Annotated in this window: 24 protein-coding genes; 19 read left to right on the forward strand and 5 right to left on the reverse strand. The window is 54.3% G+C overall.

The features are described from left to right. Positions 1–89 precede the first annotated feature (89 nt). From CJP46_RS23610 to CJP46_RS23670, 13 genes are all read left to right on the forward strand, one after another. The gene (locus CJP46_RS23610) at positions 90–1,004 is read left to right on the forward strand and encodes an ABC transporter permease (protein WP_094598256.1); all 915 of its coding nucleotides are present in this window, start codon (positions 90–92) and stop codon (positions 1,002–1,004) included. Then, positions 998–1,888 (forward strand): carbohydrate ABC transporter permease, encoded by an 891-nt coding sequence (locus CJP46_RS23615; protein ID WP_094598073.1) that lies wholly within the window; start codon positions 998–1,000, stop codon positions 1,886–1,888. Before CJP46_RS23610 ends, CJP46_RS23615 begins: the two co-directional genes overlap by 7 nt. Before the next feature lie 37 nt (positions 1,889–1,925). Beyond that, entirely contained in the window at positions 1,926–3,476 is a 1,551-nt protein-coding gene (locus CJP46_RS23620) for an extracellular solute-binding protein (RefSeq protein ID WP_094598074.1), read from the forward strand. A 225-nt stretch (positions 3,477–3,701) separates the two neighbouring features. Beyond that, positions 3,702–4,046 (forward strand): GIY-YIG nuclease family protein, encoded by a 345-nt coding sequence (locus tag CJP46_RS23625; RefSeq protein ID WP_179281292.1) that lies wholly within the window; start codon positions 3,702–3,704, stop codon positions 4,044–4,046. 2 nt (positions 4,047–4,048) lie between these two features. Continuing rightward, on the forward strand, positions 4,049–4,528 hold the full coding sequence (locus tag CJP46_RS23630; protein ID WP_094598076.1) for a DUF6530 family protein: 480 nt from the start codon (positions 4,049–4,051) through the stop codon (positions 4,526–4,528). A 154-nt stretch (positions 4,529–4,682) separates the two neighbouring features. After that, the gene (locus CJP46_RS23635) at positions 4,683–6,011 is read left to right on the forward strand and encodes an MATE family efflux transporter (protein ID WP_143813018.1); all 1,329 of its coding nucleotides are present in this window, start codon (positions 4,683–4,685) and stop codon (positions 6,009–6,011) included. A 91-nt stretch (positions 6,012–6,102) separates the two neighbouring features. Then, the gene (locus tag CJP46_RS23640; RefSeq protein ID WP_094598078.1) at positions 6,103–6,522 is read left to right on the forward strand and encodes a VOC family protein; all 420 of its coding nucleotides are present in this window, start codon (positions 6,103–6,105) and stop codon (positions 6,520–6,522) included. Positions 6,523–6,646: 124 nt separating this feature from the next. After that, a complete protein-coding gene (locus CJP46_RS23645) occupies positions 6,647–7,030 on the forward strand; it encodes a hypothetical protein (RefSeq protein WP_094598079.1) in 384 nt (127 codons plus the stop codon). Between the two features lie 184 nt (positions 7,031–7,214). After that, a complete protein-coding gene (locus CJP46_RS23650; RefSeq protein WP_094598080.1) occupies positions 7,215–7,610 on the forward strand; it encodes a VOC family protein in 396 nt (131 codons plus the stop codon). 655 nt (positions 7,611–8,265) lie between these two features. After that, positions 8,266–9,642 (forward strand): FAD-dependent oxidoreductase, encoded by a 1,377-nt coding sequence (locus tag CJP46_RS23655; protein WP_094598081.1) that lies wholly within the window; start codon positions 8,266–8,268, stop codon positions 9,640–9,642. A 95-nt stretch (positions 9,643–9,737) separates the two neighbouring features. Next, positions 9,738–10,775 (forward strand): zinc-binding alcohol dehydrogenase family protein, encoded by a 1,038-nt coding sequence (locus tag CJP46_RS23660; protein ID WP_094598082.1) that lies wholly within the window; start codon positions 9,738–9,740, stop codon positions 10,773–10,775. A gap of 105 nt (positions 10,776–10,880) precedes the next feature. Further along, positions 10,881–11,324, forward strand: coding sequence for a winged helix-turn-helix transcriptional regulator (locus tag CJP46_RS23665; RefSeq protein ID WP_094598083.1), 444 nt, complete (start codon positions 10,881–10,883; stop codon positions 11,322–11,324). A 77-nt stretch (positions 11,325–11,401) separates the two neighbouring features. Further along, entirely contained in the window at positions 11,402–11,848 is a 447-nt protein-coding gene (locus CJP46_RS23670) for a Dps family protein (RefSeq protein ID WP_256992493.1), read from the forward strand. A gap of 24 nt (positions 11,849–11,872) precedes the next feature. Here CJP46_RS23670 and CJP46_RS23675 read toward each other — a convergent pair whose 3' ends face one another. Beyond that, positions 11,873–13,942, reverse strand: a complete 2,070-nt coding sequence (locus tag CJP46_RS23675; RefSeq protein ID WP_094598085.1) for a HelD family protein — start codon at positions 13,940–13,942, stop codon at positions 11,873–11,875. A 279-nt stretch (positions 13,943–14,221) separates the two neighbouring features. After that, entirely contained in the window at positions 14,222–15,196 is a 975-nt protein-coding gene (locus tag CJP46_RS23680; protein ID WP_094598086.1) for a helix-turn-helix transcriptional regulator, read from the reverse strand. Positions 15,197–15,326: 130 nt separating this feature from the next. Between CJP46_RS23680 and CJP46_RS23685 the strand changes: the two genes are divergently transcribed. Continuing rightward, complete coding sequence (locus CJP46_RS23685) at positions 15,327–15,734, forward strand: nuclear transport factor 2 family protein (protein WP_094598087.1); 408 nt, start codon at positions 15,327–15,329, stop codon at positions 15,732–15,734. Between the two features lie 83 nt (positions 15,735–15,817). On the opposite strand, the gene CJP46_RS23690 is transcribed toward CJP46_RS23685, so the two are convergent. After that, positions 15,818–16,417, reverse strand: coding sequence for a TetR/AcrR family transcriptional regulator (locus tag CJP46_RS23690; protein ID WP_094598088.1), 600 nt, complete (start codon positions 16,415–16,417; stop codon positions 15,818–15,820). 164 nt (positions 16,418–16,581) lie between these two features. Here CJP46_RS23690 and CJP46_RS23695 point away from each other — a divergent pair, with 164 nt between their 5' ends. Next, the gene (locus CJP46_RS23695) at positions 16,582–18,246 is read left to right on the forward strand and encodes an MFS transporter (protein ID WP_179281293.1); all 1,665 of its coding nucleotides are present in this window, start codon (positions 16,582–16,584) and stop codon (positions 18,244–18,246) included. A gap of 306 nt (positions 18,247–18,552) precedes the next feature. Here the strand turns inward: CJP46_RS23695 and CJP46_RS23700 are convergent, their stop codons facing one another. Then, positions 18,553–19,806 carry a peptidase gene (locus CJP46_RS23700; RefSeq protein WP_094598090.1) on the reverse strand — a complete coding sequence of 418 codons (1,254 nt, stop codon included), beginning with the start codon at positions 19,804–19,806 and terminating at the stop codon, positions 18,553–18,555. Between the two features lie 224 nt (positions 19,807–20,030). Here CJP46_RS23700 and CJP46_RS23705 point away from each other — a divergent pair, with 224 nt between their 5' ends. Continuing rightward, a complete protein-coding gene (locus CJP46_RS23705; protein WP_094598091.1) occupies positions 20,031–20,492 on the forward strand; it encodes a GlcG/HbpS family heme-binding protein in 462 nt (153 codons plus the stop codon). A 98-nt stretch (positions 20,493–20,590) separates the two neighbouring features. Here CJP46_RS23705 and CJP46_RS23710 read toward each other — a convergent pair whose 3' ends face one another. Continuing rightward, complete coding sequence (locus CJP46_RS23710) at positions 20,591–21,820, reverse strand: aminopeptidase (protein ID WP_094598092.1); 1,230 nt, start codon at positions 21,818–21,820, stop codon at positions 20,591–20,593. Positions 21,821–22,026: 206 nt separating this feature from the next. Here CJP46_RS23710 and CJP46_RS23715 point away from each other — a divergent pair, with 206 nt between their 5' ends. Genes CJP46_RS23715 through CJP46_RS23725 form a run of 3 tightly spaced genes read left to right on the forward strand, consistent with a single transcriptional unit; the run spans position 22,027 to position 25,206 of the window. Next, on the forward strand, positions 22,027–22,947 hold the full coding sequence (locus CJP46_RS23715) for a DoxX-like family protein (protein ID WP_094598093.1): 921 nt from the start codon (positions 22,027–22,029) through the stop codon (positions 22,945–22,947). Further along, complete coding sequence (locus CJP46_RS23720; protein WP_094598257.1) at positions 22,944–23,588, forward strand: DUF4166 domain-containing protein; 645 nt, start codon at positions 22,944–22,946, stop codon at positions 23,586–23,588. Before CJP46_RS23715 ends, CJP46_RS23720 begins: the two co-directional genes overlap by 4 nt. Further along, entirely contained in the window at positions 23,578–25,206 is a 1,629-nt protein-coding gene (locus CJP46_RS23725; protein ID WP_179281294.1) for a YndJ family protein, read from the forward strand. Before CJP46_RS23720 ends, CJP46_RS23725 begins: the two co-directional genes overlap by 11 nt. Positions 25,207–25,216 lie beyond the last annotated feature (10 nt).

Below are 25,216 nucleotides of genomic sequence, written 5' to 3' on the forward strand. Positions count from 1 at the left end.
TGCGCATGTGGGTGAAACAAGCACGATCGGAAGTGTCCGGACTGGTTGAAGCCGGCCTGCCGGGCCTGAACGTAAATCGCCGCAGAGGCATGAGCATGCAGAGCAGGCTGAAGCGTGCCTGGAGACGAAGCAGATACTTATGGCTGCTGTTTCTCCCGTGCCTGCTGTATTACGCGGTCTTTAAGTACGCACCAATGTTCGGCCTTGTCATTACGTTTAAAAACTACAATGTATTCAAGGGCATTTGGGCGAGCGATTGGGTGGGCTTCAAGTATTACCGGATGTTTTTCGAGAACCCCGATTTCTGGGTGCTGATGAAAAACACGGTGCTGCTCGGGGTCTACAAGCTGGTCTTCGGCTTCCCGGCGCCCATCATTCTGGCCCTGCTGCTGAATGAAGTCCGGAATGCCGTGCTCAAAAAATGGGTGCAGACCGTCAGCTACCTACCGCATTTCATTTCCAACGTCATCGTGGCCAGCATGGTGATCATGTTCCTGTCCCCGAACGGCGGGATCGTCAATGAACTGATTACCTCACTCGGCTTCAAGCCGGTCAATTTCATGATGGAGCCGGGATGGTTCCGGCCGGTCTATGTCCTGTCGGAAATCTGGCAGCACATCGGATGGGAGACGATTATTTTCCTGGCGGCGCTGACTGCGGTCGATCCGCAGCTGTATGAAGCGGCCAGCATCGATGGGGCGAACCGGTGGCGGAAGCTGTGGCATGTGACGCTGCCCGGCATTGCGCCGACTATCATGATCATCCTGATCCTCGATATCGGGAAGGTGCTGGAGATCGGATTTGAAAAAGTCTTCCTGATGTATAACCCCGCCATATACGACACGGCGGATATTATCAGCACGTACGTGTACCGGGTCGGGATGGAGCAGGGGAACTTCAGCTACGCCTCTTCCATCGATCTGTTCATGGGGGTTATCAGCTTTATCTTTATTTTTACGGCGAACTTTATCAGCCGCAGACTGGGGGGGACCAGCCTATGGTAAGGGCAGGGGAAGTTCGCGGCAGCCGCAGGATCAGCCTGTTTACCATCGTCAATATGCTGATTCTGCTCGGTGTCGCGGCCGTGACGCTGTATCCGTTCGTTTACATGCTTGCGGTTTCGCTCAGCGGGGACGTGTACGTCATGAAGGGAGAAGTGACGCTGTGGCCGAAAGGCTTTAATCTCCGGATGTACGATCTGGTGCTGGGAGACCCGAAAATCTGGTCGGCCTACCGGAACACAATCATCTACACCGCGGTGGGCACGGCGATCGCGATGATCATTACCTCAATGGGCGCCTATGCGCTGTCCCGCAGCGACATGACGTTTCACAAGGGCTTTACGCTTTTGATCGTGTTCACGATGTTTTTCAGCGGGGGCATGATCCCGACGTTTCTTGTAGTCCGCTCGCTCGGGCTGGTCGATACGATCTGGGGCATGGTGCTCCCGGGAGCGGTCAGCACGTGGAATCTCATTCTGATGCGGACGTTCTTCAGCGGCATTCCGAAGGAGCTGGAGGAATCGGGAAGGATAGACGGACTAAACGACATCGGTATCTTCTTCCGCATTATCGTGCCGTTATCCAAGCCGGTGTTCGCTACGATCTCATTGTTCTATGCGGTAGGCATCTGGAACAACTTCATGAATCCGCTGCTGTATTTACGCAATCCCGACCTGTTTCCGCTTCAGGTCATCCTGCGCAATCTCGTGCTGGCCGGAAGCGTCAGCTCCGGGCAGGTGACGCAGATCGGCGGGGACAACATGGTGGTCGAGGATTCGCTGAAGTTTGCAACGATCATGGTATCCACCATTCCGATCCTGATCATATATCCGTTCGTCCAGAAATATTTTGTGAAAGGATCGATGATCGGTGCGGTGAAGGGATAACTGTGATGTTCCAATATTGATCAAAGGGGCGAAACGAATGAAGAAAAGAAAGATCGCTTCGGCGCTGCTGGCCGCGCTGATGATCGTCATTGCCGCAGCCGGATGCACCAGCGGGAAGAAGGAAGAGACGAATACGGCTTCCAATCCCGGAACCGGGGGAGAGAAGCAGTCGGTTACCTTAACCGCTCTGCTCGACAACAATGCGACCTTCCCTTACAGCAAGGATTGGCCGGTCTGGAAATGGATTCAGGAGAAAACCGGCGTTACGCTGAATGTGCAGACGCCTTCGGGCAAGCTGAGCGACACGCTGAACCTGGTCATGGCCTCGGCCAACCTGCCGGACCTGATGTATATGTCAAGCCGCAGGGACTCCAACAAATACGGGGACCAGGGCGCGCTGGAAAATATTTTGGATCATGTCGACCAGATGCCGAACCTAAAGAAATGGATGGAGCAGTATCCGGAGGAAGCCAAGGCCTCGCTGTCCGCGGACGGCAAAATGTATATGTTCCCGAACCAGGGCTTTGGGGAAACGAACCGGATGATTTGGCTGTACCGCGAAGATATTTTCAAGAAAAACGGACTACAGCAGCCCAAAACCTATGAGGAGCTGCACCAGGTGCTGAAAAAGCTGAAACAGCTGTACCCGGACAGCTATCCGCTGTCGATGCGCTTCGGGCAAATTCCGGATGAGATGTATGCCAACCTGACGACCAATTTCGATACGGGCACCGACGTGTATTACGATTTTGACGATAACAAGTGGAAGTTCGGACCGACCGAGGACAACTACAAGAAAATGGTGGAGATGTGGCATACCTTCTACGAGGAAGGGCTGATTCCGCCGGATTTCCTCTCGATCCAAACGAAGCAGTGGCAGGATGTCATATCTACCGGGCAGTCCTTTGTGACCATCGATTACATCAGCCGCGTCGACTTCTTCAACAACGCGATGCGCAAGGACAATCCGGAGTACAGTCTGCAGTTCATGGCGCCGCCGGCGGGTCTGCCGGGCTTGAAGCAGCTGAACCCGTATTTCCACTATCTCGAAGGCGGTCTGACCGTAGCCTCGAGCTCCAAGCAAAAAGACGAAATTATGAAGTATATGGACTTCTTCTACAGCGAAGAGGGGCGTAACTTAAGCAGCTGGGGCAAGGAAGGCGAGACCTATACGATGGAAAATGGGGAGAAGAAGTTCAAGCCGGAGTATACTGACGTGACGGAAATGCGGAAGCAGACCGGCCTGCAGACGAGCGGCACTTATACGTGGATCGATTTTAACGCGCACCTGTCGCTGTTCTCTGACGATTTGAAAAAGGCGTATGAGGAAGCGGTCAAGTACGATCCGCCGGCAATGCAGCCGAAGCCGGCCTTTACCGATGCGGAGAACGAGGTACTGTCGGTGACCGGGCAGGCGGTAAAGAAATACCGCGAAGAGAACTTCTCCAAGTTCGTCCTGGGCACGAGAAAATTAAGCGACTGGGATAAATATGTGGAGGAAATTAACGGCCTCGGCGTTCAAAAGCTGATCGACACCTATACGGCGGCGCAGCAGCGGGTGGAGCAGGCGAAACTGGAAAATAAATAGGAAGGCGTGAGTTTGCGCCGATTCCATGAGGCACCTGGCGAACGGCGGGTGCCTTTTTTCTGCTTTTGATGCAGCTTGCCCATAACAAACGGACTAATATCCATCCAAAGGTTTTCCAAATACCTTGACAGGTTACAATATCTGTAATATAAATAATCTAGTCATTTAGTAAATTACTGATTTAGTAAATTACTAAATATTTATTTGGAAAGCGAGATGAATCGCATGGACAGAAGCCGCAGGGCGGAGCTAATCGCGCAGTACAAAGAAATGAAGCCCCAAATGGGCGTTTATATGCTTAAGTGTGTCCCTTCCGGGCGCACCTATCTGGGTTTCACGCAGGATATGAAGAGCATGCTGAACCGGCACCAGTTTACGTTAAGATCCGGCCTGCACAAATGTAAGGAGCTGCAGCGGGAATGGAACGAGCACGGGGAGGACCAATTTGAAGTGAAGGTTGTAGACACGCTCGCCTACGACAAGGATGAGTCCAAAACCGACTATACGGAGGACCTTGAGCTCCTGCGCGACATTTGGAAAGACAAATTAGAAAATGTGGAGATGATCTAACCATGAAGATCCCAACAACGTTAAAACATAAACCGGTCATCGTATCCGAGAATTACGAAAACATCGACGGCAGAAAGGCGTACAGCACGGATGCCAAGGGGCTGTCCCTGGGGCTGGCCCAGTGGAATGAGCGCGGGAAGGTGGATATTTCCGCCAAAGTATGGCGTTATACCGGCGAGAAATGGTCGCGCCAATCCGAAGAGCTTCCGATGCACCGGGTGTTGGATCTGGCGATTCTGATTCTGCGCAGCAGCACTTATTTCAGCGAAGCCTACCGGTATCCCAAGCTGTATGACCCGGAAGAGGCGACTATCGACCGCGTAGGGGTGCAGGGTGACGCCATGGAAGTGGCGGTATGCACGGACAATCCGATGATCGACGAGGATATCAAGCTTTTTGCCCAGGCATTGAACGAAGACGGCGAGCTGCTGGGCGAGCGGTTCCGCATTTTGTCCCGTCTGCTGAAGGACATGGGATACTGATGGGCGTGCCGCAGTTTTTCTACTGGAAGATGATTAAAGGAGATGGTTTCACATGAGTTCAACCAAGCAAGGTTTACAAGGCGCCTCTGGTGCCGTGTCTTCAGAGAGGCCGGGGCCGGGCGCTCCCGAGAAGAAGGATACGGTACTGCGGGCCATGATCGCCTTCCTCATTCCCCTTATTCTGAGCAATGCCCTGCAGTCCGTCGGCCAGCTGGTCAGCAGCATCGTCGTGGGGCGCTGGATCGGGGTCGAGGCGCTGGCGGCGATATCCGCGTTTTTCCCGTTATTTTTTCTGGTCATATCGTTTGTAATCGGGATCGGCTCCGGCAGTGCCATTCTGATTGGTCAGGCCTACGGGGCACGCAACGAGGAGAAGCTCAAGGCGGTCGTCGGCACGACGCTGACCTTCACGCTCATTCTCGGCATCGTCCTGGCTGTGCTGGGAGGCATTTTTACCGAGGATATTTTGCTTCTGATCGGAACCCCGTCCAACATCATCGATATTTCCGTACATTATGCCCGCATCATGTTCTGGAGCCTGCCGTTTTTGTTCCTGTATGCGGTCTATACGACGTTTATGCGCGGAACGGGCGATTCCAAAACGCCGTTTTATTTTCTGATCGTCAGTACGGTGCTGAACCTGATTCTGCTGCCCGTGCTGATCTTCGGCTGGATCGGGCTGCCTGAGCTCGGCCTGTACGGCGCGGCTTATGCGAATCTGGCCTCGACGATTGTGACCTTCATCGTGATGCTCTGGTATCTTCGTTGGAAGAAACACCCGCTGCAGTTCGACGCCTCGGTGCGCAGGCACCTGGGGATGGACCGGGAAATGCTGAAGCTGCTGCTACGTCTCGGCATTCCCTCCAGTATCAGCATGATTCTGGTGTCGCTGTCCGAGATTGCGGTCATCATTTTCGTCAACCGATTCGGCTCGGACGCAACCGCGGCCTATGGCGCAGGAAACCAGGTGGCGAGCTACGTCCAGATGCCGGCGATCAGCCTAGGCATGACCGTTTCGGTGCTGGGAGCGCAGTCGATTGGGGCCGGTCAGATGGACCGGCTGAAACAGGTCATCCGCGTGGGCATTATGCTCAACTATATCATTGGAGCGATTATCATTATCCCGGTGTACCTGTTCTCTGAGCATATTTTGTCCTGGTTCATTACGAGCGGAGATACGCTGGACATCGCCCACCGGCTGCTCATGATCACGTTGTGGAGCTACTTCATCTTCGGCCATACCCAAATTTACGGGGCGACGATGCGGTCCAGCGGCACGGTGCTGTGGCCAACGGTGTTCAACATCGTGTCGATCTGGCTCGTGGAGGTCCCTGTGGCCTACGTGCTGTCGTACCACACAAGTCTTGGCATTGAAGGCATCTGGATCGGGTACCCGGCGGCGTTCATCGCCAGCTTCATTTTAGTGTACAGCTACTACCGCTTCTCGTGGAAAAAGAAGCAGATTACGCGGCTGGTTCACTAGTAAGGTCATTGAAGAGAGGTCTTATCCCTGCCGCTGTGTTATAATGCAGGGCATACGCAACCATTTCATGAAGCAAAGGAGATGCTGATTCATGGCTGACACAAGCCAGAAGGTTATGACATTCCTCATGTTCGCCGGCCAAGCGGAGGAGGCGATGAATTTCTATACCTCCTTGTTCGATAACTCGGAAATTCGGAGCATTGTCCGATATGGGCCGGGCGAGGCCGGGGCCGAGGGCTCCGTGATGCAGGCTGCATTTACGCTCAAGGGACAGGTACTCATGTGCATCGACAGCAATATTAAGCACGACTTTACGTTCACGCCGGCCATTTCGCTGTACGTGAATTGCGATACGGAGGAAGAGATCGACGGTGCATTCCACCGCCTGTCGGAAGGCGGGTACGTCCTGATGCCGCTCGGCGAATATCCATTCAGCCGCAAATTCGGCTGGGTTGCCGATCGGTTTGGCGTAACGTGGCAGCTGAGTTTGTCCGGAAGAGAACCAAACTAACGGGATGAAGCTCCCCGGATAGCTTTATTTCATAACAAATAACAGGAGGGATGCAATTTTTGGATTGCATCCCTTTTACATAAGGAAAACTGCAGTGCCGTCGGAAGAACAGGGGGGAACAGACGTGAAGGGGAAAAGGCTTGCGTTATCGCTGATCATCGTCTTTGTGGCCGCATATGCCGCTTTCGGCGTGTGGATTGCTCATGATACGAAACGGATTTTGGTGAAAGCCATGAGCGGTGATTCGGACTATACCGATTATATGAATGAGGCCGCCTATGATGCCATCCATCCGGTTAGGCGAGGTATGACCAAGGCTGACTATTCGTATGACCCTAGCGCTCACGACATTAGCTTCGTATTTCCGCTGCACTTCTTCGGGGTATCCCGGGCTTTTGTAACCCAGCAGTATACCGATGAACATTTCGGTTTCAGGGAGCCGGTCCGGCTAACTCTCCAACTCAAATCCGGGAGATGGTATGCGACGGGTGCATCCATTCAATCTTAAAATGAAATAGACTGAAGACAATATGAAGGACTGCTTGATCGGGGCGAAGATGGCCGTGAAAGCAGTCCTTTTTTGAATGAAAAAACTTTTTTATAAATTTTTTTGCTTCCGTGTCGATTTCGTCGAAAGGCATTCGTCGTATTCATGTAAAGACAAAAAACAGGTGAAAGGTTGTTGAACAATAATGGGAGCACAAATGAACGCTTATCTGATGTCGGTGGATGCAAGAAGCCAGGCGAATTACTATATCGAGGCACTCGGCGGGGAAGTCCGGTTTGTCAGTACTTACGGAGACGCGCCCGGAGCGCCCGAGGCGATGAAGGATAAAGTGATGCACTTGGCGGTGACAGTGGCGGGAACGAATCCGTTGATGCTGTCCGACGCGTTTGAACCGGTTTCGTATAACCGCAGCGTCAGTCTTTCTTTAACCTATAACGATGAGGCAGAAGCCAGAGCGGCATACGACAAGCTAAGCGAGGGCGGAGAAAGCAAGTATCCTTTTGCCCTTCAGCCTTGGGGCGCTTACTATGGGGAAGTCATTGACCGGTTCGGTGTGACATGGATGATTACCAAAATGTAGTGCCGGGAATCCAAACGGGCAATTTAATGATGAAGCAGTTCAGGGAGGCAGCCGTCATGTTGATCGGCTGTCTTTTTGTTGCAGTAAATCGCGGAAACCTTTGAACAGCAGGGGGCAAAAATAACTGCAAAAGTGCCGTTATTTTAGAAGAATCGGCCCAAAGCGGGCGTTTCGGACGATAATAGATGCATATTTGCAGCTAATTAGGCTAATGGGGCGGAAATCGAGAAAAATAGATGCACTTTCGCAGCTATTTAACTGCGTGTATCGTATAAAGTACCGCCGCACAGCCCAGTATAAAAAAGTCGAGCAAACGTTCAGGAAGCATTCCTGATCTTTACTCGGTTTTTTTTGGCTTCGCGCAGATATCTGAGCGTAAAGAAGGCTGCACGATCCAGGATTTCTGGATTTCTCGCTATGCATCTCCGCAGCATCCTGCAGCTATTTCCGCAACATCCTTGCAGGCGCCTACCGCGGCCAAGGCTAACCATGTTCCCCTTATTCTAAAAAGTGCTCTATCTTTAATAAAACCAATGAATAAGTTATAATATACTACTGGGTTGTAAAAACTAACCCAATAGTATATTATAACTTACATAGCAACGAGCACAGACCTCAAAATAGAAGCTTCATTCGAGAAGGGATGGATTGTCCGATGATCAAGGAAACGTTCGATGCGTTAATTATCGGCTTTGGCAAAGGTGGAAAAACGTTAGCTCCCTTTCTGGCCGAGCAGGGATTGAAAGTAGCCCTCGTGGAAAAATCACCTCTTATGTATGGCGGAACCTGCATCAATATCGGCTGCATTCCCACAAAGGCGTTGGCGTATCAGGCACATATCGTTTCGCAGGAGGATGCGAGCGGTTCGGAGTCCCGGCAGGCTAAATATGCGCGTGCTGTGCAAGAGAAGGATGAGCTGGTCTCCCTGCTGCGCGGCAAAAATTTCGATAACCTGAACAGCCATCCGGGGATTACGGTACTGACCGGGACGGCTTCGTTCCAATCACCGCATGAAGTTCGGGTCGAAACCGAAGCAGGAACCATCCTGGCCGAGGCCGAACGGATTTTTATCAATACGGGAGCGAAGCCGATCCTTCCCGACATTCCCGGGATTGACGGAGCTCACGTCTACACGAGCACCGAAATGCTGGACTTGGCGCAGCTGCCTTCCCGTTTGACGATCATCGGCGGCGGGTATATCGGTCTGGAATTTGCCTCCATCTATGCGGGCTTCGGCTCGGAGGTGACCGTGCTTGAGAACGGCGGCGTATTCCTGCCGAGAGAGGACCGCGAGATTGCCGAAGAGGTCAAAAAAGTGCTGGAGGCGAAGGGCATCCGCTTCCGGCTGCAGACCAAGGTGTCCCGGATCGCTGAACAAGGGGAATCCGTCCAGTTGTTCCTGTCCACACCTGACGGCGAGGATTCGCTTCAAGCCGATGCCGTATTGGTTGCCACCGGCAGACAGGCGAATACGGACGGGCTGAACCTCGAAGCTGCAGGCGTCGAAGTGACGGAGCGCGGTTTTGTCCGTGTTAACGAGACGCTTCGAACCAAAGTGCCGCATATCTGGGCGATCGGTGACGTGAACGGAGGCCCGCAGTTTACGTACATTTCGCTGGACGACTACCGGATCCTCAAAAATCAATTGTTTGGCGACCGGACGCGTACGACAGGCGACCGCCGGTTCGTTCCTTACTCCGTGTTTATCGATCCGCCCCTGGCTCATGTCGGGTATACGGAACAGGAGGCGCTGAAGAGAGGGCATACCGTGAAAACGGCGAAATTACCCGTCACCGCATCAACAAGGGCGCGCCAGCTGAAGCAGACGGACGGTCTGCTGAAGGCGGTCGTCGACGCCGAAACCGACCGTCTGCTCGGGTTTACCATGTTCGGGGCGGAATCCAGCGAGGTTGTGAACATCGTGTCCGTGTTCATGCAATCCGGGCAGCCGTACACGGTACTCCGCGATACCATATTTACGCATCCGTCGATGGCGGAGACGATCAACGATTTGCTCGGCGCGATCCAATGAGCTCTCACGGGCTCATACTTTACATAAATGAACTAACATGCCGCCAACCAGACTAACCCCGTCAATCACATTTATTTATAAGGGAGAGAAGAACCATGACGAAAGTAAAAGAGACGATGAAAGCCGTAGGTTTATACGAGTATTTACCGATTGAGAACGCGCAGAGTCTGATCGATGTAGAGCTCGCGAAACCGGAACCGACAGGCAGGGACCTGCTGGTGAAAGTCCATGCCATTTCGGTGAATCCCGTCGATTATAAAGTCCGTTCGCCTAAAGACCGCGTGGAGAGTGAGCCCAAAGTGCTGGGATGGGATGTCGCAGGCGTCGTCGAGCAGGTGGGCCCGGATGTGACGTTGTTTAAGCCGGGCGATGAAGTGTTCTATGCCGGCAGCATTACCCGTCCTGGAGGCAACAGCGAATTTCATTTGGTGGACGAACGGATCGTGGGCACGAAGCCATCTACACTGGATTTTGCGCAGGCGGCAGCTCTGCCGTTAACGTCCATTACGGCCTGGGAAAGCTTGTACGACCGGCTGGTCATCCCCCGGACCCAAGCGGACAACGCCGGCAAAACGATTTTGATTATTGGGGCAGCCGGCGGGGTCGGATCGATTGCGACGCAGTTAGCCAAGTATTCCGGCCTAACGGTCATCGGAACAGCTTCCCGGCCGGAATCGGCCGATTGGGTGAAAGGACTGGGGGCAGACTACGTCATCAACCATTTCGAAGCGTTCCTGCCGCAGCTAAAAGCTGTCGGCATCGAGCAGGTCGACTACATCCTCTGCTTGAACAGCACCGAGAAACACTGGACGAACATGGCCGAAGCGATCGCACCGCAAGGCAAAATCTGCTCGATCGTGGAGACGGATGAGCTGCTCAACCTGACCCTGCTCAAGAATAAAAGCGTTACATTCGTATGGGAGCTCATGTTTACCCGCTCAACATACCAAACGCCGGACATGATCGAGCAGCACAAGCTGCTGAACGAAGTTGCGCGCCTCGTCGACGAGGGCGTCATCCGGACAACCACAAGCGAAACGCTGACGCCGATTCATGCCGCCAATCTTCGCAAGGCCCATGCCCTGCTGGAGACGGGCCGTACGGTGGGCAAAGTGGTATTGGAAGGATTCTGATGGAAGCCGCGGATGGGATGATTTGCGTGATAAAGTCATTTGTGGCACTGTAGGGTTAGAAGGCAGTATCACATTGAAGATAAAGATACATGGGGGGTCATGGATATGCCGAAGAATATTTACAACCTGGATTGTAACATTGCACAGACGTTGAACATCGTTGGCGATCGATGGTCTTTGATGGTCATCCATGAAATTTTGGTCGGTAAAAAAACGTTCAATGAGATCAAGCAAGGGCTGGCAACGATCTCTGCAAATGTTTTGTCCGAGCGGCTCAGACAACTGGAGGAAGACGGTCTGATCGTATCCCATTTATACTCCGCGCATCCTCCGCGGTATGAATATGAATTGACGGAAAGCGGACGGGATATGGAAATGGTGTTTCATGCGTTTATCCTCTGGGGCGAGAAGCACCTGGATAAATGTTATAAAAGCCTGAAGCATACCGCCTGCGGCCACGAAGTCGAGCTTCGCCATTATTGCCCGCACTGCGAATCGATCGTGGATGACATTACCGTTGTCCCTGTAGAAGACGCCAAGCAGCCGTAACGAACGGCCGCCGCAATTTTATCAACCGGATCGTCACAGACGGTCCATTTCATATAAAAGAAGGGATGGGATTACTAATGGCAAATACGACAATCACGTTGGAACAGGTATTGAATCAGCAGGTGGCGAATTTCAGCATCCTCTACGTTAAAATTCATAACTACCACTGGTACGTGAAAGGAGAGCAGTTCTTCACGCTGCATGCGAAGTTCGAAGAGCTGTATAACGACATTACGCAAAAAGCGGACGATATTGCCGAACGACTCCTGACAATCAAGGGAAGACCGGCCGCCACGCTCAAAGAATATCTCGAAATCGGCACGCTAGCGGAAGCTGCGGGAAAAGAGGATGCCCGCGGTATGGTGCAGTCGCTCATCGATGACTTCTCTCTGGTCAGCAAGGAGCTGCAGGACGGCATCCGTTTGGCGGAAAGTGCCGGCGACCATCCGACGGCGGATATGCTGATCGGGATTCAGGCGGACCTCGACAAGCACGTCTGGATGCTGGAATCTTATCTTGGATAAAGAGTAAAAAGAAGAGCCCGGGGGCTAAAACTCCCCGGGCTCATTTAACAAGGCCGTCCGCTCCCCGCTGTGCGTCAGCGTCAGTTTATGCATTGCCCGGGTGCAGGCGATATAGAGCAGCGATTGGTCCATCTCGTTCCGGTAGACTTCGTTGTTCACGAAGGGGACGATCACCTCATCGAACTCCAGACCTTTCGCCAAATGGGCGGAAGTGACGATGATCCCCTCGCGGAACTCCTCGCTGTCGAAATCCAGGAGATATAGATGATCAAACGCATCTCCCAACCTGTGGTACACTTCATCCGCCAGCTCCTTCGTTTTGCAGACGATCCCCATGGAACGCGACTCGGAATCCACAAATTCCTGGATGACAGACCGGATGCGCTCCATTTCCTCCTCCGCATCTGCGCAGGTCAGGATTCGAGGCTCCTCGCCGTGCCGCTCAATCGGAATGACGCTGCTGTTGGCTTTAAGCTGCCGGGCAAAGGTCGTAATTTCATAGGTGGAGCGGTAGCTCTTTAACAGCTCTACCGTATCCGCGTTCGGGAGCACCTTTTTGATCTCGGCAAGGGAAGAGGAGGAATAGGGATTGACGGATTGGCCGGCGTCGCCGAGGATCGTCTTTCGGCAGTTGAACAGCCTGGTGAGGACCGCGTACTGGATGGGCGTGTAGTCCTGCATTTCATCGACGATCAGGTGCTTAACAAAATCAAACGGCGCCGTCCCTTCCCAATACATTTTCAGGTAGATCAGGGGAAAGACGTCCGGATATTCCAGCTTTTTTGGCCCCGTCATGCGCAGCAGATCCGGTCTGCCCAGCCAGTCGTAGAAATCCTTGTACAGCGCCAGCAGGCTGGAAGCCCGGAACATCTTTTTCACGGCTGCCTTGATTTTACGAATCCGGGGTGCGGCCAGCTTCTGCCCATCCTCGTCTCTGAGGTTTGCCGCCGCCTGGTTTGCGGCCCGCTCCAGCCTGGACTGCACAGGCATCCGGCGGGTGCCGTCATAGATGGCTCGCAGCTCCGCGGCAGGAATCCGCAGTCCGCCGACCTGGACGTCTTCCGGCTCAAAATAATGCTGCTCGGCATAGGCGATAAATTCATCCAGCTTCTGGATGAAGCCGGCGGACGCCTTGAACCGGATGCGTTCGATCATGGATGGATCCTCCTGCTCCATCAAAGCGGTGACCTGCTCATAGAACGTCTGGAACCCGGCAATCCCTTTGAGCTCAGCTTCAGCCAGCTCTTCCAAGCGCATTTCCATCATATTTTCTTCGCCCAACTCGGGCAGCACGCTCGAAATGTAATCGGAGAACACTTTGTTGGGCGAGAGGATCAGCACGTTTCTCGACGTCAGCGTTTCCTTGTAGCGGTACAGCAGGAAAGCGATGCGGTGCAGGGCGACCGATGTTTTTCCGGAACCGGCCACGCCCTGAATGATGAGCTCATCGGAGGATTCATTGCGGATGATGACGTTTTGCTCCTTTTGAATCGTGGCGACGATGTTTTTCATCTTTTCGTCCGAAGTGCTGCTAAGCTCCTTCTGAAGGACGTCGTCGTCGATGTTGATCGAGCTTTCGATCATGTACTCCATGCGGGCGTCCCTGATTTTGTACTGCCGCTTCACTGTCAGCTCGCCCTCGATCCGCCCCAGCGGAGCGATAAAATAGGCGGGTCCGACGCCGAAATCGTAAAACATGCTGGCCACCGGTGACCGCCAGTCGTAAATCAGATTCGTATGCCCGTCCGCCTCGGCGAAGGAATGAATCCCGATATAATAGGCATCGGCCACTTTCTGACCATTTTCCTGAAAATCTACCCTGCCGAAATAGGGGGACTGGTACAGCTTATGCAGTTTCCGCTCTTTGTCGATGGCTTTCTCACCTGAGTCAATTTGGAGCGAGATACCCACCTTGTTCGCGGCCCGCTCCGCGGGATCCAGTTGGGAAATGTTTTCCCACATATATTTTTTCGCCTCGATGACGTCACGGTAGGAAGCGGATATTTTCCCGCGGATGTCTTCCAGTGCCTGTCCCAGCTTGTCGGTCATCGCTGCGGCATAACGACGTTCTTCGGCTTCGCTTTGGTTCAACATCTTAGACCCTCCCTGTTAAAGAATAAGTCTAAGTATAGAAAAAATCCGCCAAAAGTATAGACTTATACTTCCGGCTGTAGTATTATAACTTGCACGTGGGTCCAGAAATACCTATACGGCAACACATTAAAGAGTAAAAGTCTTTAACAGGATGAAATACAGCCAGGTCCTTGATGGGCCTGGCTTTTTTGGTATGTCAAAAAGGCCGGCTTGTGCCGAAACACCGACCACAGGTACTTTCCTTTTGAATATTAAATCGCGGGATGCCCGAACGTCATCCTACCTGGATTCAGATTCCGGTGTTAGCTCCGCGTACTGCCGCTGCATAGAAGCCAGTCGGCCATTTACCCACTCCCGGGCTTCGGGAGGTTCCACGATCACTGCTTCCGGCCCTAGAACCCAGACCATATCGGCAAAGAACGCCACGTCCTTCCGGGGGATGGATATTTCAATCCTGCCGCTGCCATCGGCCTCGCACTCGATATAAGGCTGGAGCCTGCCGTTCCCCTCCAACTTTCGGACGCCTTCCGGAGTCAATCGGACGATAAAGTCGGTCTTTGGCGCCTTCTCCAGCTCTTCTTCATTCCAGTTGAACACCGTTTTCTCATCAACCTCATCCAGACAGGAGACTTCTTCATTCAGCATCGCCGTGCGGATGCGGTCGGCCCGGAACAGGCGATAAGCCTTGCGGGTAAAGCAGTAAGCAGGGCAGTACCAGTATCCTTGGTCCGAGTAGAGACCGATTGGCTGAATGACTCTTTGGACCTCGGATGAGCCGGACTGGTAGACCATCGTTACGGCGCTGCGAATCATGACCGCCTGCAGCAGCACCTCCAGACATTCGACCGACATGCTGCGCCGGGGGCTCCAAATCGCCATTTTGCCGGTTAAGCGGCTGATTCTCTCTTTCAGATCCGGCGGAAGATAGTGATAGAACTTGTCGAGGGCGGAATCGGCGGCTTTTCCGAACGGGACGGAGCCGAAGTAAGCCAGCGATTGGGAGGCGAAGAACAAGGCGGTCGCTTCGCTTTCGGTAAAGGCGATCGCGGGCAGCAGCCGCTCGTTTAGCAGGCGGAAGCCGCCGCCCCGTCCTTGAACGGAGTACACGGGGATGCCCAGTTCGCTAAGTTCGATGAGATCCCTGGATATGGTCCGCTGGGACACGCCCAGCTCATCCGCAAGCTCGCGGAGGGTGAAGTTTTTTTTGGCATTGACGAGCATGATGAGCCGGATCAACCGCTGGGATTTATGCATCGGCGTCCCGTCCTTTCTTTTTTTCTCAAGTGTACCACAGAAACAAGACAGCACCTGTCGTGTTTAAACGATATGATGAGTTCATAAGATTTGGAAAGGCAGAATCAACCCCAATAGAGGAGGATGCTGTATGGAACCAATGGAAAAGGTAAACGAGCGCAGTCTGCAAGCATTTCATGCTTTTTGCCGGGCGATTGAGGAAGGGGATACGGGGGCGTTTGAAGCGCTGGTGACCTCTGATTTTGGTTTTATCGTCCCGATCCCGTTTCAGGAATGGCAGGGAGAGCAGAGGGGAACCGGGCGGTTTCGGGAATTGATCGAGCTGGAACGGGCAAGCATGAGTGCCAAGTTAACGCCGGTCACCTGCGTGGAGCAAGAAGATACCGGGATCGTCATTTTTAAAGCGGAGGGGATCTTTAACGGGATGCCATACACGAATGAGCTGGTGATCATGTTCCGTTTCGAGCAGGAACGGGTCCGTTTCTTCCGGGAGTATGTTGGCGTCACTTCCCACCTGCTGGCGATTGCGAAAGAATAGGGCATGGAAACAGGCAAGGCCGGGAGAAGAACGCGAAAGGTTTCCCTGGTCTTGCCTGCTTGATTACTGCTTGCGGCGCCATGTTATTCGGCTGTCCGGCGGGACGGAGTGGGCTCTTCAAACTGCCGATCGATCAGCACTTTGCAGGCGTTCAGAAAATAGTCCGGATGATAATAACTTTTATCCATGTAGGCGCTCATCATGGCGCCATCCTTCAGCAGCTGGAGCTGGTAGGTGAGCTGGACCGGATCGCTTGCACCTGCCTGGCGGGCAATACCCTCTACATTTTTCCATAGCGTGGAGCGGAATGTCATGGCTGCCTGGTGTCCGGGATGGTCCTCATCCGGAAACTCGACAATGGCGTTCATAAAAGGACAGCCGCGAAATCGGGAGCTTTCCATCCGTTCAACCAGTTCCTCCAGAAGGGCATAGAGCTGTTCCTTGGGCGAATCGGGGAACGAACGCTTTATTTCTTCTACGACTTCCATCCTGATCTTGGAGCGCAGCTCTAAATAGGCCACGACCAAATGGTCCTTGGTCGGAAAGTTGCGGTAAAAGCTGGCCTTGGCGACCCCCGATTCTTCAATAATTCGGTCGATCCCTACGGCGCGAACGCCTTCACTATAAAATAAATCGGACGCCACCTTTAGTATCCGTTCTTTGGCGGATTCCTTCTTGGTCATTCTAATCACCTGTTCCTGAATAAGGTAAATTCGCTGTTGACATGAGACAGATCTGTCTGTATCATACGAATATCAAACGAGACAGATCTGTCTCATTTATTTTAATGGCTGATTCCGGCTGATGTCAAATATTCGGGATTCGCTAGAGGAGGATGAAGCAAGCAATGAACCAACCGGTCCATTCCATTCCCGCGCCTCTTGCGCAGGCGGCGGCTGAGCCGCGCCAGCGGCCGCGTTTAATGCTGGCGGTGATGCTGCTGTCTGTATTTATGGCCGTAGCGAACATTTTTATCATCAATGTGGCGACCCCTTCCATTCAGCGAGGGCTTCACGCCGATTTCTACGGCGTTCAGTTCGTCGTCTCGGCCTACACCTTGTCCTATGCCGTGGCTTTGATTATCGGCGGGCGGCTGGGCGACCGGTACGGACGGCGGAAGATGCTCCTGGTCGGCGTTGCCGGTTTTACCGTAACATCCTTGTTATGCGGCATTTCCGATAGTGTCGGGATGCTTACGGCGATTCGTGTGCTTCAAGGCTTTAGCGCGGCACTGATATCGCCGCAGGTGCTGTCCCTCATTCAGGCGCAGTACCCGCCGGAGAAGAGGGGAATGATCTTCGGGCTGTATGGCGCAGCCCAAGGATTGGCCGCTTCGACGGGTCAGCTGATCGGCGGTTTGCTGCTCGGCTGGAACCCGTGGCATCTTGACTGGCGGCTGGTCTTTTTCTTCAGTGTCCCGATCGGATTGATCATCCTGTCTATGGCTCCGTTCGTTCCGGAATCGAGGGATGCGGACCGCTCACGGATGGACTGGTTCGGTGCGGCCGTAGCGGCGGCAGGCCTGCTGCTCCTCGTTTATCCGCTGGTCCAAGGGCAGAAGGAAGGATGGCCGGCTCTGCTCGTCATCAGCCTGATATTGTCCGCCCCTGTCCTCGCCGTCTTCGTATGGACGCAGCGTAGACAGCTTGCCAGAGGGCGCCGGCCGTTTATGAACGTGAGGTTGTTCGGCCAGAAGGCATTCAGCATGGGGCTGGCCGTCATCTTCCTCATGATGAGCGCGCAGGCTGCTTTTTTCCTGATCACGGCCTATTTGCTGCAGATGGGGCACGGGTTCAGCGCCCTGAAGTCCGGTTTGATCATTCTGCCTATGGGCATCGGGTATTTCCTGGCTTCGCTATTGTCGCCTAAACTGGCAGGCAAAATCGGGGCCCACGTGCTTACGGTCGGTTCGGTGATGACATCCGCCGGCTATTTCGCGGTTGCACTGACGATCTGGGCCACCGGATGGTCGCCGAACGTATGGTTCTGGCTGCCAGCTCTGATATTACTGGGGTTAGGCCAAGGCTTCGTCGCCGCTCCGTTGACCAATGTGGTGTTGTCCAAGGTAGAAAAGCAGGATATCGGATCGGGCTCGGGTATTTTGACGACAGGCATGCAGCTCGCCTCCGCTATCGGCATCGGCCTCATCGGAATCGTCTGGATGAGCTCGCTCGGTCATTATGCCCATCAGGCGGAGGCTCGAACCGAGCTTGAACTGCGGCAGCACTTGACATCCTACGCCTTGTCGGATGAGCAGGGGCAGACGGCGCTGGCTAGACTGCGCGATTGTTTCCCGGAGGCGGCTGGTAAGACTCAGGCGGCTCCCGATGCCTGCAAGGTTACAGCTTCCGCTGCCGGAGGCACCGACAGGCTGGTGGCGGACGGCGTTTGGCAGTCGAATGCGCGCAGCTACACGAGCGCCTTTATCCTCAGCATGACGGTGCTCGGATTCTACACCATGCTGATCATTCCAATGACGGTCGCTCTTGCCGGAAGGAAGCGGGCGAAATGAGGGAGCACCGGATAATACGGCAAGGGGCGTAAGTTCACCTAAGGTTCGCCAAACATCGGGCGAGCATCCCGCCCGTGAATCCGGCAGGCCTGACCTCGTTACGGCCATTCGGCCCGTTGTACCGGCGCATTAAAAAACCCGGCCGATTCATCAGACGAATCGGCCGGGTTTTGGCGCGCTTAAGCATGTTTTTATTTTAGATCTAAGAAAAGATAAGCTTTCGGAGACTCGGCATCCTTATATCGCAATAAAAATTCCGCTAACTGCGGTCTGGCTGCCTTAAATGTACGTCGATAGACGTTTTTATTACTTAGGCTGTACCGTATCTGCATCCGACGTCACGATGATCGCTTCGGCACTCGTGATGCCTGGAATCGATTTGGTCATGATCGGAGAATGATAGGCGATAATTTTGGTGCCAGGGCGAAGCTCGGTATCGCCGCCCAGTGTTGGGATGATCGGCGTATCCTTCGAGATGTTCAGAATGACGTCGTTGTCGGTGGAATCATCGGAACCTACGTTCACATAGACCTGATCGGCCGAATTGCGGTCCGATGCTTTAACGGTACCTTCGATTTTGACCGTTTCCGCTTTCTTCACCACGATTTTGCCGGCATGCGTTTGAGCCGGATAAATCATCGTCATAATGTCGCTGTAGTAAGCGTCCACGCGGATATCCGACTTCAGGGCATCCTTGGTCAGCGCCTTGCCGTCTTCGTCGACGATTTGGGTTTTGTCATCGACGGAGAGGATGACGTAGTTGACGCCGCCATTGTCATGAGCCTTGCCGACGACCGTCACTTTGCCGTCCGCCGTATTGGTGACGATGCCGTCCGTGCCGGCTTTGAGTTCTTGATCCGTATTTCCGGTTTCGCCATTTCCGGCGTCCGCGGTGTTCACGATCACATAATTCGTTCCGGATTGCGGCGGCAAGCTCATCGCGACGGCAGGACCGTAGAAAGCTCTGATGCTCGTGCCCTCTTTAATGTCGCCGCTGGTCAGAACTTTCCCATCCTGGCTGAGGATGGTGGCCTTATCCGCGAGATGAAGAAGGATCGTGTCCTCATTGGTGGTGTAAATATTGGTTCCTTTGACCAGGATGCCGTTCTCTCTCACTTCGGAGACAGTACCGTCAATAGCGGTGAAGTCCTGGTTCTGAACGACGAGCGTCAGCGCGGTGCCGCGGGCAGGAAGGCTCTTCGTAATATTCGGACCGTAGAACGCCTTCACGACTTTTTTCTCATCGATCACGGTTTTCAGGGGAACCGTCTTTCCGCGGGCATCGATGATCTTGGTCTCCGGTGTAATGGTTAGGACGATCTCGCTTTGATCGCTTGGGGCCAGCCCCCGTCCCGTAACCGTAACGAATTTGCCCGTCTTGTCGTTCACGAAGTTCGTGATTTGTCCCCATGTGGCAGGAACCACTTTTACCTCATTTTGAACCTGGCCTTGTCCGCTTTGAGCGGCTGCGGGCGGCACCTCCTGGGCGCTGGCCGCAACCGGAACGGCTGCCAGAGCGAAAATCGACGCGGTTGCCAGTACTTTGTAAATTTTGTTCATCTGTCATTTTCCTCCTCTATATGGCGTTCTTGCGAGTGCGGGTCGGAATTTCACCGTGCATGCAATTGGTAAATGATGCTTGTTTCTTCATAGTTCCTGACGAGGCGGCAATGCCAAATGTTGCACATGTAAGCAAATTCATAGCTTTCTGCGTCCATTAACACGCTTATGGGCTGCCGGCCATACAATGGGGAAAGAACATCTAAGCTGGAGGTAGCCTACGAATGAAAATGACGCTGGATCTTGCCAAAGTGCTGCTCGAAGCAGCCGAGAAAAAAGCCAAGGAAATGGGGCTTGCCGAGGACATCGCCATCGTGGACGACGGGGCGAACCTGGTAGCCTTTCACCGGATGGACCATGCCCGGATCGGGGGCATCGATATCGCCCAGAACAAAGCCTGGACCAGTGTGGCCCTGCAAATGCCGACCTCGAATCTGTCCAAGGCGGCTCAGCCCGGGCAGCCTTCCTTCGGGATCAATACGACGAATCAGGGCAGGGTGGTCATCCTGGGGGGAGGAATCCCGCTAAAAGCAGGCGATGTCATCATTGGGGGCATCGGGGTCAGCGGAGGGACGAGCGAACAGGATATCCAGGTGGCAGAGGCCGCCGTGCAGGCCTTTGACCGCTTAATGCACCGGTCGGAACTCCGGAACATCTCGTTTCGGATTGGATCGAATCAAGCGTAAAGCGGCTTCAGCGGCACGGCCGGAATCGATGACAAGAGAAAACCCTCCATCCGGCCTGCATGTGAGGCGGGTGGAGGGTTCTCCTTAATTTCGGTTGATCAGAATGCCCAGTTGCCCTTGCGGAATACGGGTTCTCTTTGGCCGTCCGCCGTGATGCCGTCGATGTCCATGTCCGCAGAGCCGATCATGAAGTCCACGTGGATCATGCTGTGATTCAGCCCGGCACGGTCAAGCTCTTCCCGGGTGAGCGAGGTGCCGTTTTCAATGCAGGTCGGGAAGGCTTCGCCCATAGCCAGATGATTCGAGGCATTTTCGTCGAATAATGTATTGAAGAAAATGAGCCCGGTCTCCGAGATGGGCGAGCGATGCGGCACGAGCGCGGCTTCGCCCAAATAGCGGGCCGACGCGTCCATGTCGAGCATACCCTTTAAAAATTCGTATCCCTTCTCTGCCGTAAAATCGACGACTTTTCCGTCCTCGAACGTCAGGCTGAAGTTCTCGATCAGGTTTCCCTGATAGCTGAGCGGCTTGGTGCTGCGGACGGTTCCCCGGGTCCCCTCCCTGCGGGGCGATGTGAACACTTCCTCCGTCGGAACGTTCGGGTTGAACTCATTGGCCGCTTCGTTCCGGGCGGTTCCGCCGTTCCAGACATGATGCTCTGGAAGCTCGATCAACAGATCGGTGCCCGGAGCCTTATAATGAAGCTGCTTGTACTGCTTGCGGCTCAGATATTCACGTTTGCTGCGCAGATTCGCATTATGCTCTTTCCAAGCCTGGACTGGATTGCCGCCGCTCACGCGGGCGGTTTGGAAAATCGCCTCCCACAGCGCCTCCACCGCGGCCTCCGGCGCCAAATCCGGGAAGACCAGCTTCGCCCAGGCTTCGGACGGGACGCCGATAATGGACCAGGTCATCTTGTTTGCGGACATATACTCCCGCCACTTGGAGAGCGCGGCGCTTGCCGCTTTGGAATGGACTGAGATCCGCTTAGGGTTCACACCTTTCAACAGCTCGGGATTGGTCGATTCGATGAAGAGAAATGCTCCGTCGTTCTCGGCGAACTCCTGAACCCACTTCGCTCTCCATACCGGATACTCCTCAAAGGCCTCGTCAGGTGCGAGGTTGTACTTCAGCTGCGTGCTGATTTCGTCCTGCCACTCAATATGAACCAGCTTCGCTCCGGCTTGATAAGCCTGCTTGGTGATCATGCGCACGAATTCCGGTACATGGATCGGAGCGCTGATCCACAGGGACTGCCCCGGCTGAATATGAACCGCAACATGGACGGCGAGCTCGGCGTATTTTTCCAGACGCTCTAAAAAACTCATGGTTTTCTTTCTCCCCCTCAACGGCAGATTATAACAATGTATAAAGGATTCGCCCTTTCTTCGCCAGTTCCTTCCAACGTTCGCGCCGCCGGAGGTCTCCGAACAAATGCCATACGTGTATGATCTTGTCTAAACAGGAGGGAATTTAGAAGGACATCGCGCTTTTTCCGCGAATTAGGAAGGGAGCAAAGCAAGGGGGAGACGCCATGAAAAAGCAACGGCCCATCTATGTGCAAATCGATATCGACACAACGATGGATAAGCTATGGGAATATACCCAGAACCCGGATTTGCATACCGCATGGGATGCCCGGTTTACGGAAATTTCGTATTTGCCGCGGGCACAGGATGAGCCTCAGCGTTTTCTGTACCGAACCCGGATCGGCATGGGACTCGACATTGCAGGAGAGGGAGAATCGGCGGGACAAGTAGAGAAGGAATCTGGGGACCGGGTCTCCTCGCTGAAGTTTTGGACGCATGACCGGCTGTCGTTAATCCGTAAGGGCAGCGGGTATTGGAAGTATACGAAAAAAGACGGCTGTATCGGCTTCGAGACGCTGTATCAATATGAGTCGGCTTTCGGCGCGGCGGGGCGCCTTGCCGATGCATACCTGTTCAGGCCGCTGCTCGGATGGGCGACGGCTTGGAGTTTTGACGCTTTAAAAATGTGGCTGGAGCAGGGATTTCATCCGAAGCTGCTGCTCCAGCGCTTTCTCACCTACTGGACCGTGTGCGGGGTGATCGCCTTTGTATGGCTGTATCACGGCCTCGTTCCCAAGGTCATCATGGCCCATCCGGACGAAATCCGGATGATGGAAGCCGTAACCGGGAGCATGGGCAGCGGCGTGGCGATGATCCGGGTGGTCGGCATACTGGAAATGCTGTTTGGGCTCGTTTGGCTGCTGCCGCTGTATAAGCTGAAGCGCCCGCTGTTTATTTTCCAGATTGTAGCCATCTGTGGTCTGACCATCTCTGCGGCGATCGGGGACATCCGCAGCTTCGTCGCTCCGTTTAATCCCGTGACGCTAAACGGAATGCTGATCGTCTTGTCGCTGATCGGCTATGGAAACAGCCGCTATCTGCCCAGCGCCGCCCGCAGCCGCCGAAAAAAGGCAGGTGACCTATGAAATCGATCTATGAACAGGCGCTTGGCGATACCTATCAGCTGCTGCACCCTAAGCTGCAGGAGCGTTACCGGCTGACGGGAGGCACGGCGTTTACAGGTGCGGGCCGGATGGAGGAGATCAGTGGCGGCTCGATCGCGGTACGGGCCATGATGGTGCTCGGCATTCCGGCCCGCCTCCTCTTCCCCGAGAGAGGCCGGAACATCCCCTTTGTCATTCACAACAAAGTATCCCGAGACGCGAAGGGCAATGAGACGGTGCACTGGGATCGGACGTTTGATTTTCGGGGGAAAAAGCGCCATTTCGATGCCATGATGAAGTGGAACGACGAAGAGCAGCAGATTTTGGATCTGTTCGGCAAGCCGGCGCTGCTCGGCTCCTCTTTGTCCCTCCACGTGGACGACAAAGGAGCCATGCATATCTCCTCCAGGAGCCAGTGGCTGCCCTTGTTTGGCATGCGGATCCCGCTTCCCCGGATCTTTCACGGGGCGGCCCAGATCGTGGAGTCCTACGACGAGGAACGGCAGTGCTTCCGGATCCGGGTACATGTGCGCAATCCGCTGCTCGGCACCCTTTTCACTTATAAGGGTAGCTTTACGGGAACAAGGAAAGACGGGAGTGGGGGAAACCGGGATGAAGCGTAACGCATGGTTCGGATTGCTGCTGTATGTGATGTTTCTCGGCGTCAGCGGCCGGCAGCTTCAGGTGTTGGAAGCGGTGCTGATGCTGGCGGTCATGGTGCTGGTTCCGGGTTTCCTGATGCTCGTGGATGCACGCCTGCGAAACGGGAAAGTGATGGTTTTGTACAAAATCATGACGGTGTTCTATGCCCCGGCTGCCGTCTGTGCGGCATTATCCTTAATGGAAGATATCCCGCTGCTGTCCCTGCCTTGGGTGGCTTTTACGGTGATTACGGCGCTGTATGGGCTGCGTAGGCTGCTCGAGCGCGGGCTGCATCCGTTTGCCGAAACCGCGGTAGATTTCGGTCTGATGTACTTGGCCGGGGGCGGCTTCTGGTTCCTGGCCGCGTCGATGCATCTGAAGGTGATGGATTTTTCGGACGTGCTCATCATGCTGACAGCCATTCATTTTCATTACTCTTCGTTTATTCTCCCGCTCTCGGCCGGACTGCTGGGACGAAAAATAACGGCCGGATGGAAGCTGTATTTGACCTCGGCCGTCATCATCATGCTGGCCCCGGCCGGCATTGCGCTGGGCATTGCTTTCTCCACCGCCCTCGAGTTCATTCTGGTAGCGGCGTACTTGGCCGCCTTGTACGGCTACGGACTGCTTGTTTTTAAAGCTTCCTTTACCCGGCTGGCGGCAAAATACCTCGTATCCTTTTCGGCGCTCGTATTGATGGTGACGATTCTGTTCTCCCTGATTTACGCAGCCGGAAGGGCCATGGGATTCGGAAGCCTCTCGATCGACCGGATGATCTGGATTCATGGCGTCATGAACGCAGTGGGCGTAGCTCTTCCGGCGCTTGCGGGCTGGCTGCTGGAAGGTAACTTCCCGAAGGAGAGCTATTACGGCAAACCGGTAAGCTCCATTACCGGCGGAAGGCATATCGGGCAGCACTTTTTAAGCAGGAATGGACTCCTCGACGAAACGGCGTCCTATTCAGGGCTGGTCGACCGGATCGACGGGTTTGACTCCGCCTCGTTTCGTGCCCGGAGGCTGTCGCCCGTCATTCGCGATTTCTACGAGCATACCGACCAGTACACGATGCAGGCCGACATTTGCTGGGCCGGGTGGTTTACGCCGCTGGCCGCGGTATATCAGGTCTTCAGCCGCCGGATCGGACAGATTCATCTCGGTACGTTCAAAGGGTGGCATGGGATGTACGGCCGGATTCTTCCGGTTTCGTCCGGCAGGGACGGCAGGCAGCGGGTTCGGGCCTGGCAGCGTCTGAATGGGCAGGGAGAGGCGATCTTCATTGCACTCTATTCAATACACTGGTTCGGGGACGAGCCGTACATGAATATCGCCCTGCCGCTGCCGGGCGCAAATATGACCGGTATGCTGCGGCTATATAATGAAGGCTCCGGGCTCGTCTTGACCAGCGCCCACAGCCCGGTTCACCGGGGCGATGAGGGCATTTATTTGCATGCCGCATGGTTCACGATTCGGCTGCCCTTGAGGGAAACGTTCTGGATCCGGGAGGGGGAGTCCGGACAGCGGCTGACAGCCCGCCACCGCATGTGGATTTTCGGCCTTCGTTTTCTGGATATCCGGTACGATATTCAGCGGTCCGGGTAAAGCCGCGGCT

This window comes from Paenibacillus sp. XY044, from assembly GCF_002257645.1.
GTDB lineage: Bacteria > Bacillota > Bacilli > Paenibacillales > Paenibacillaceae > Paenibacillus_AQ.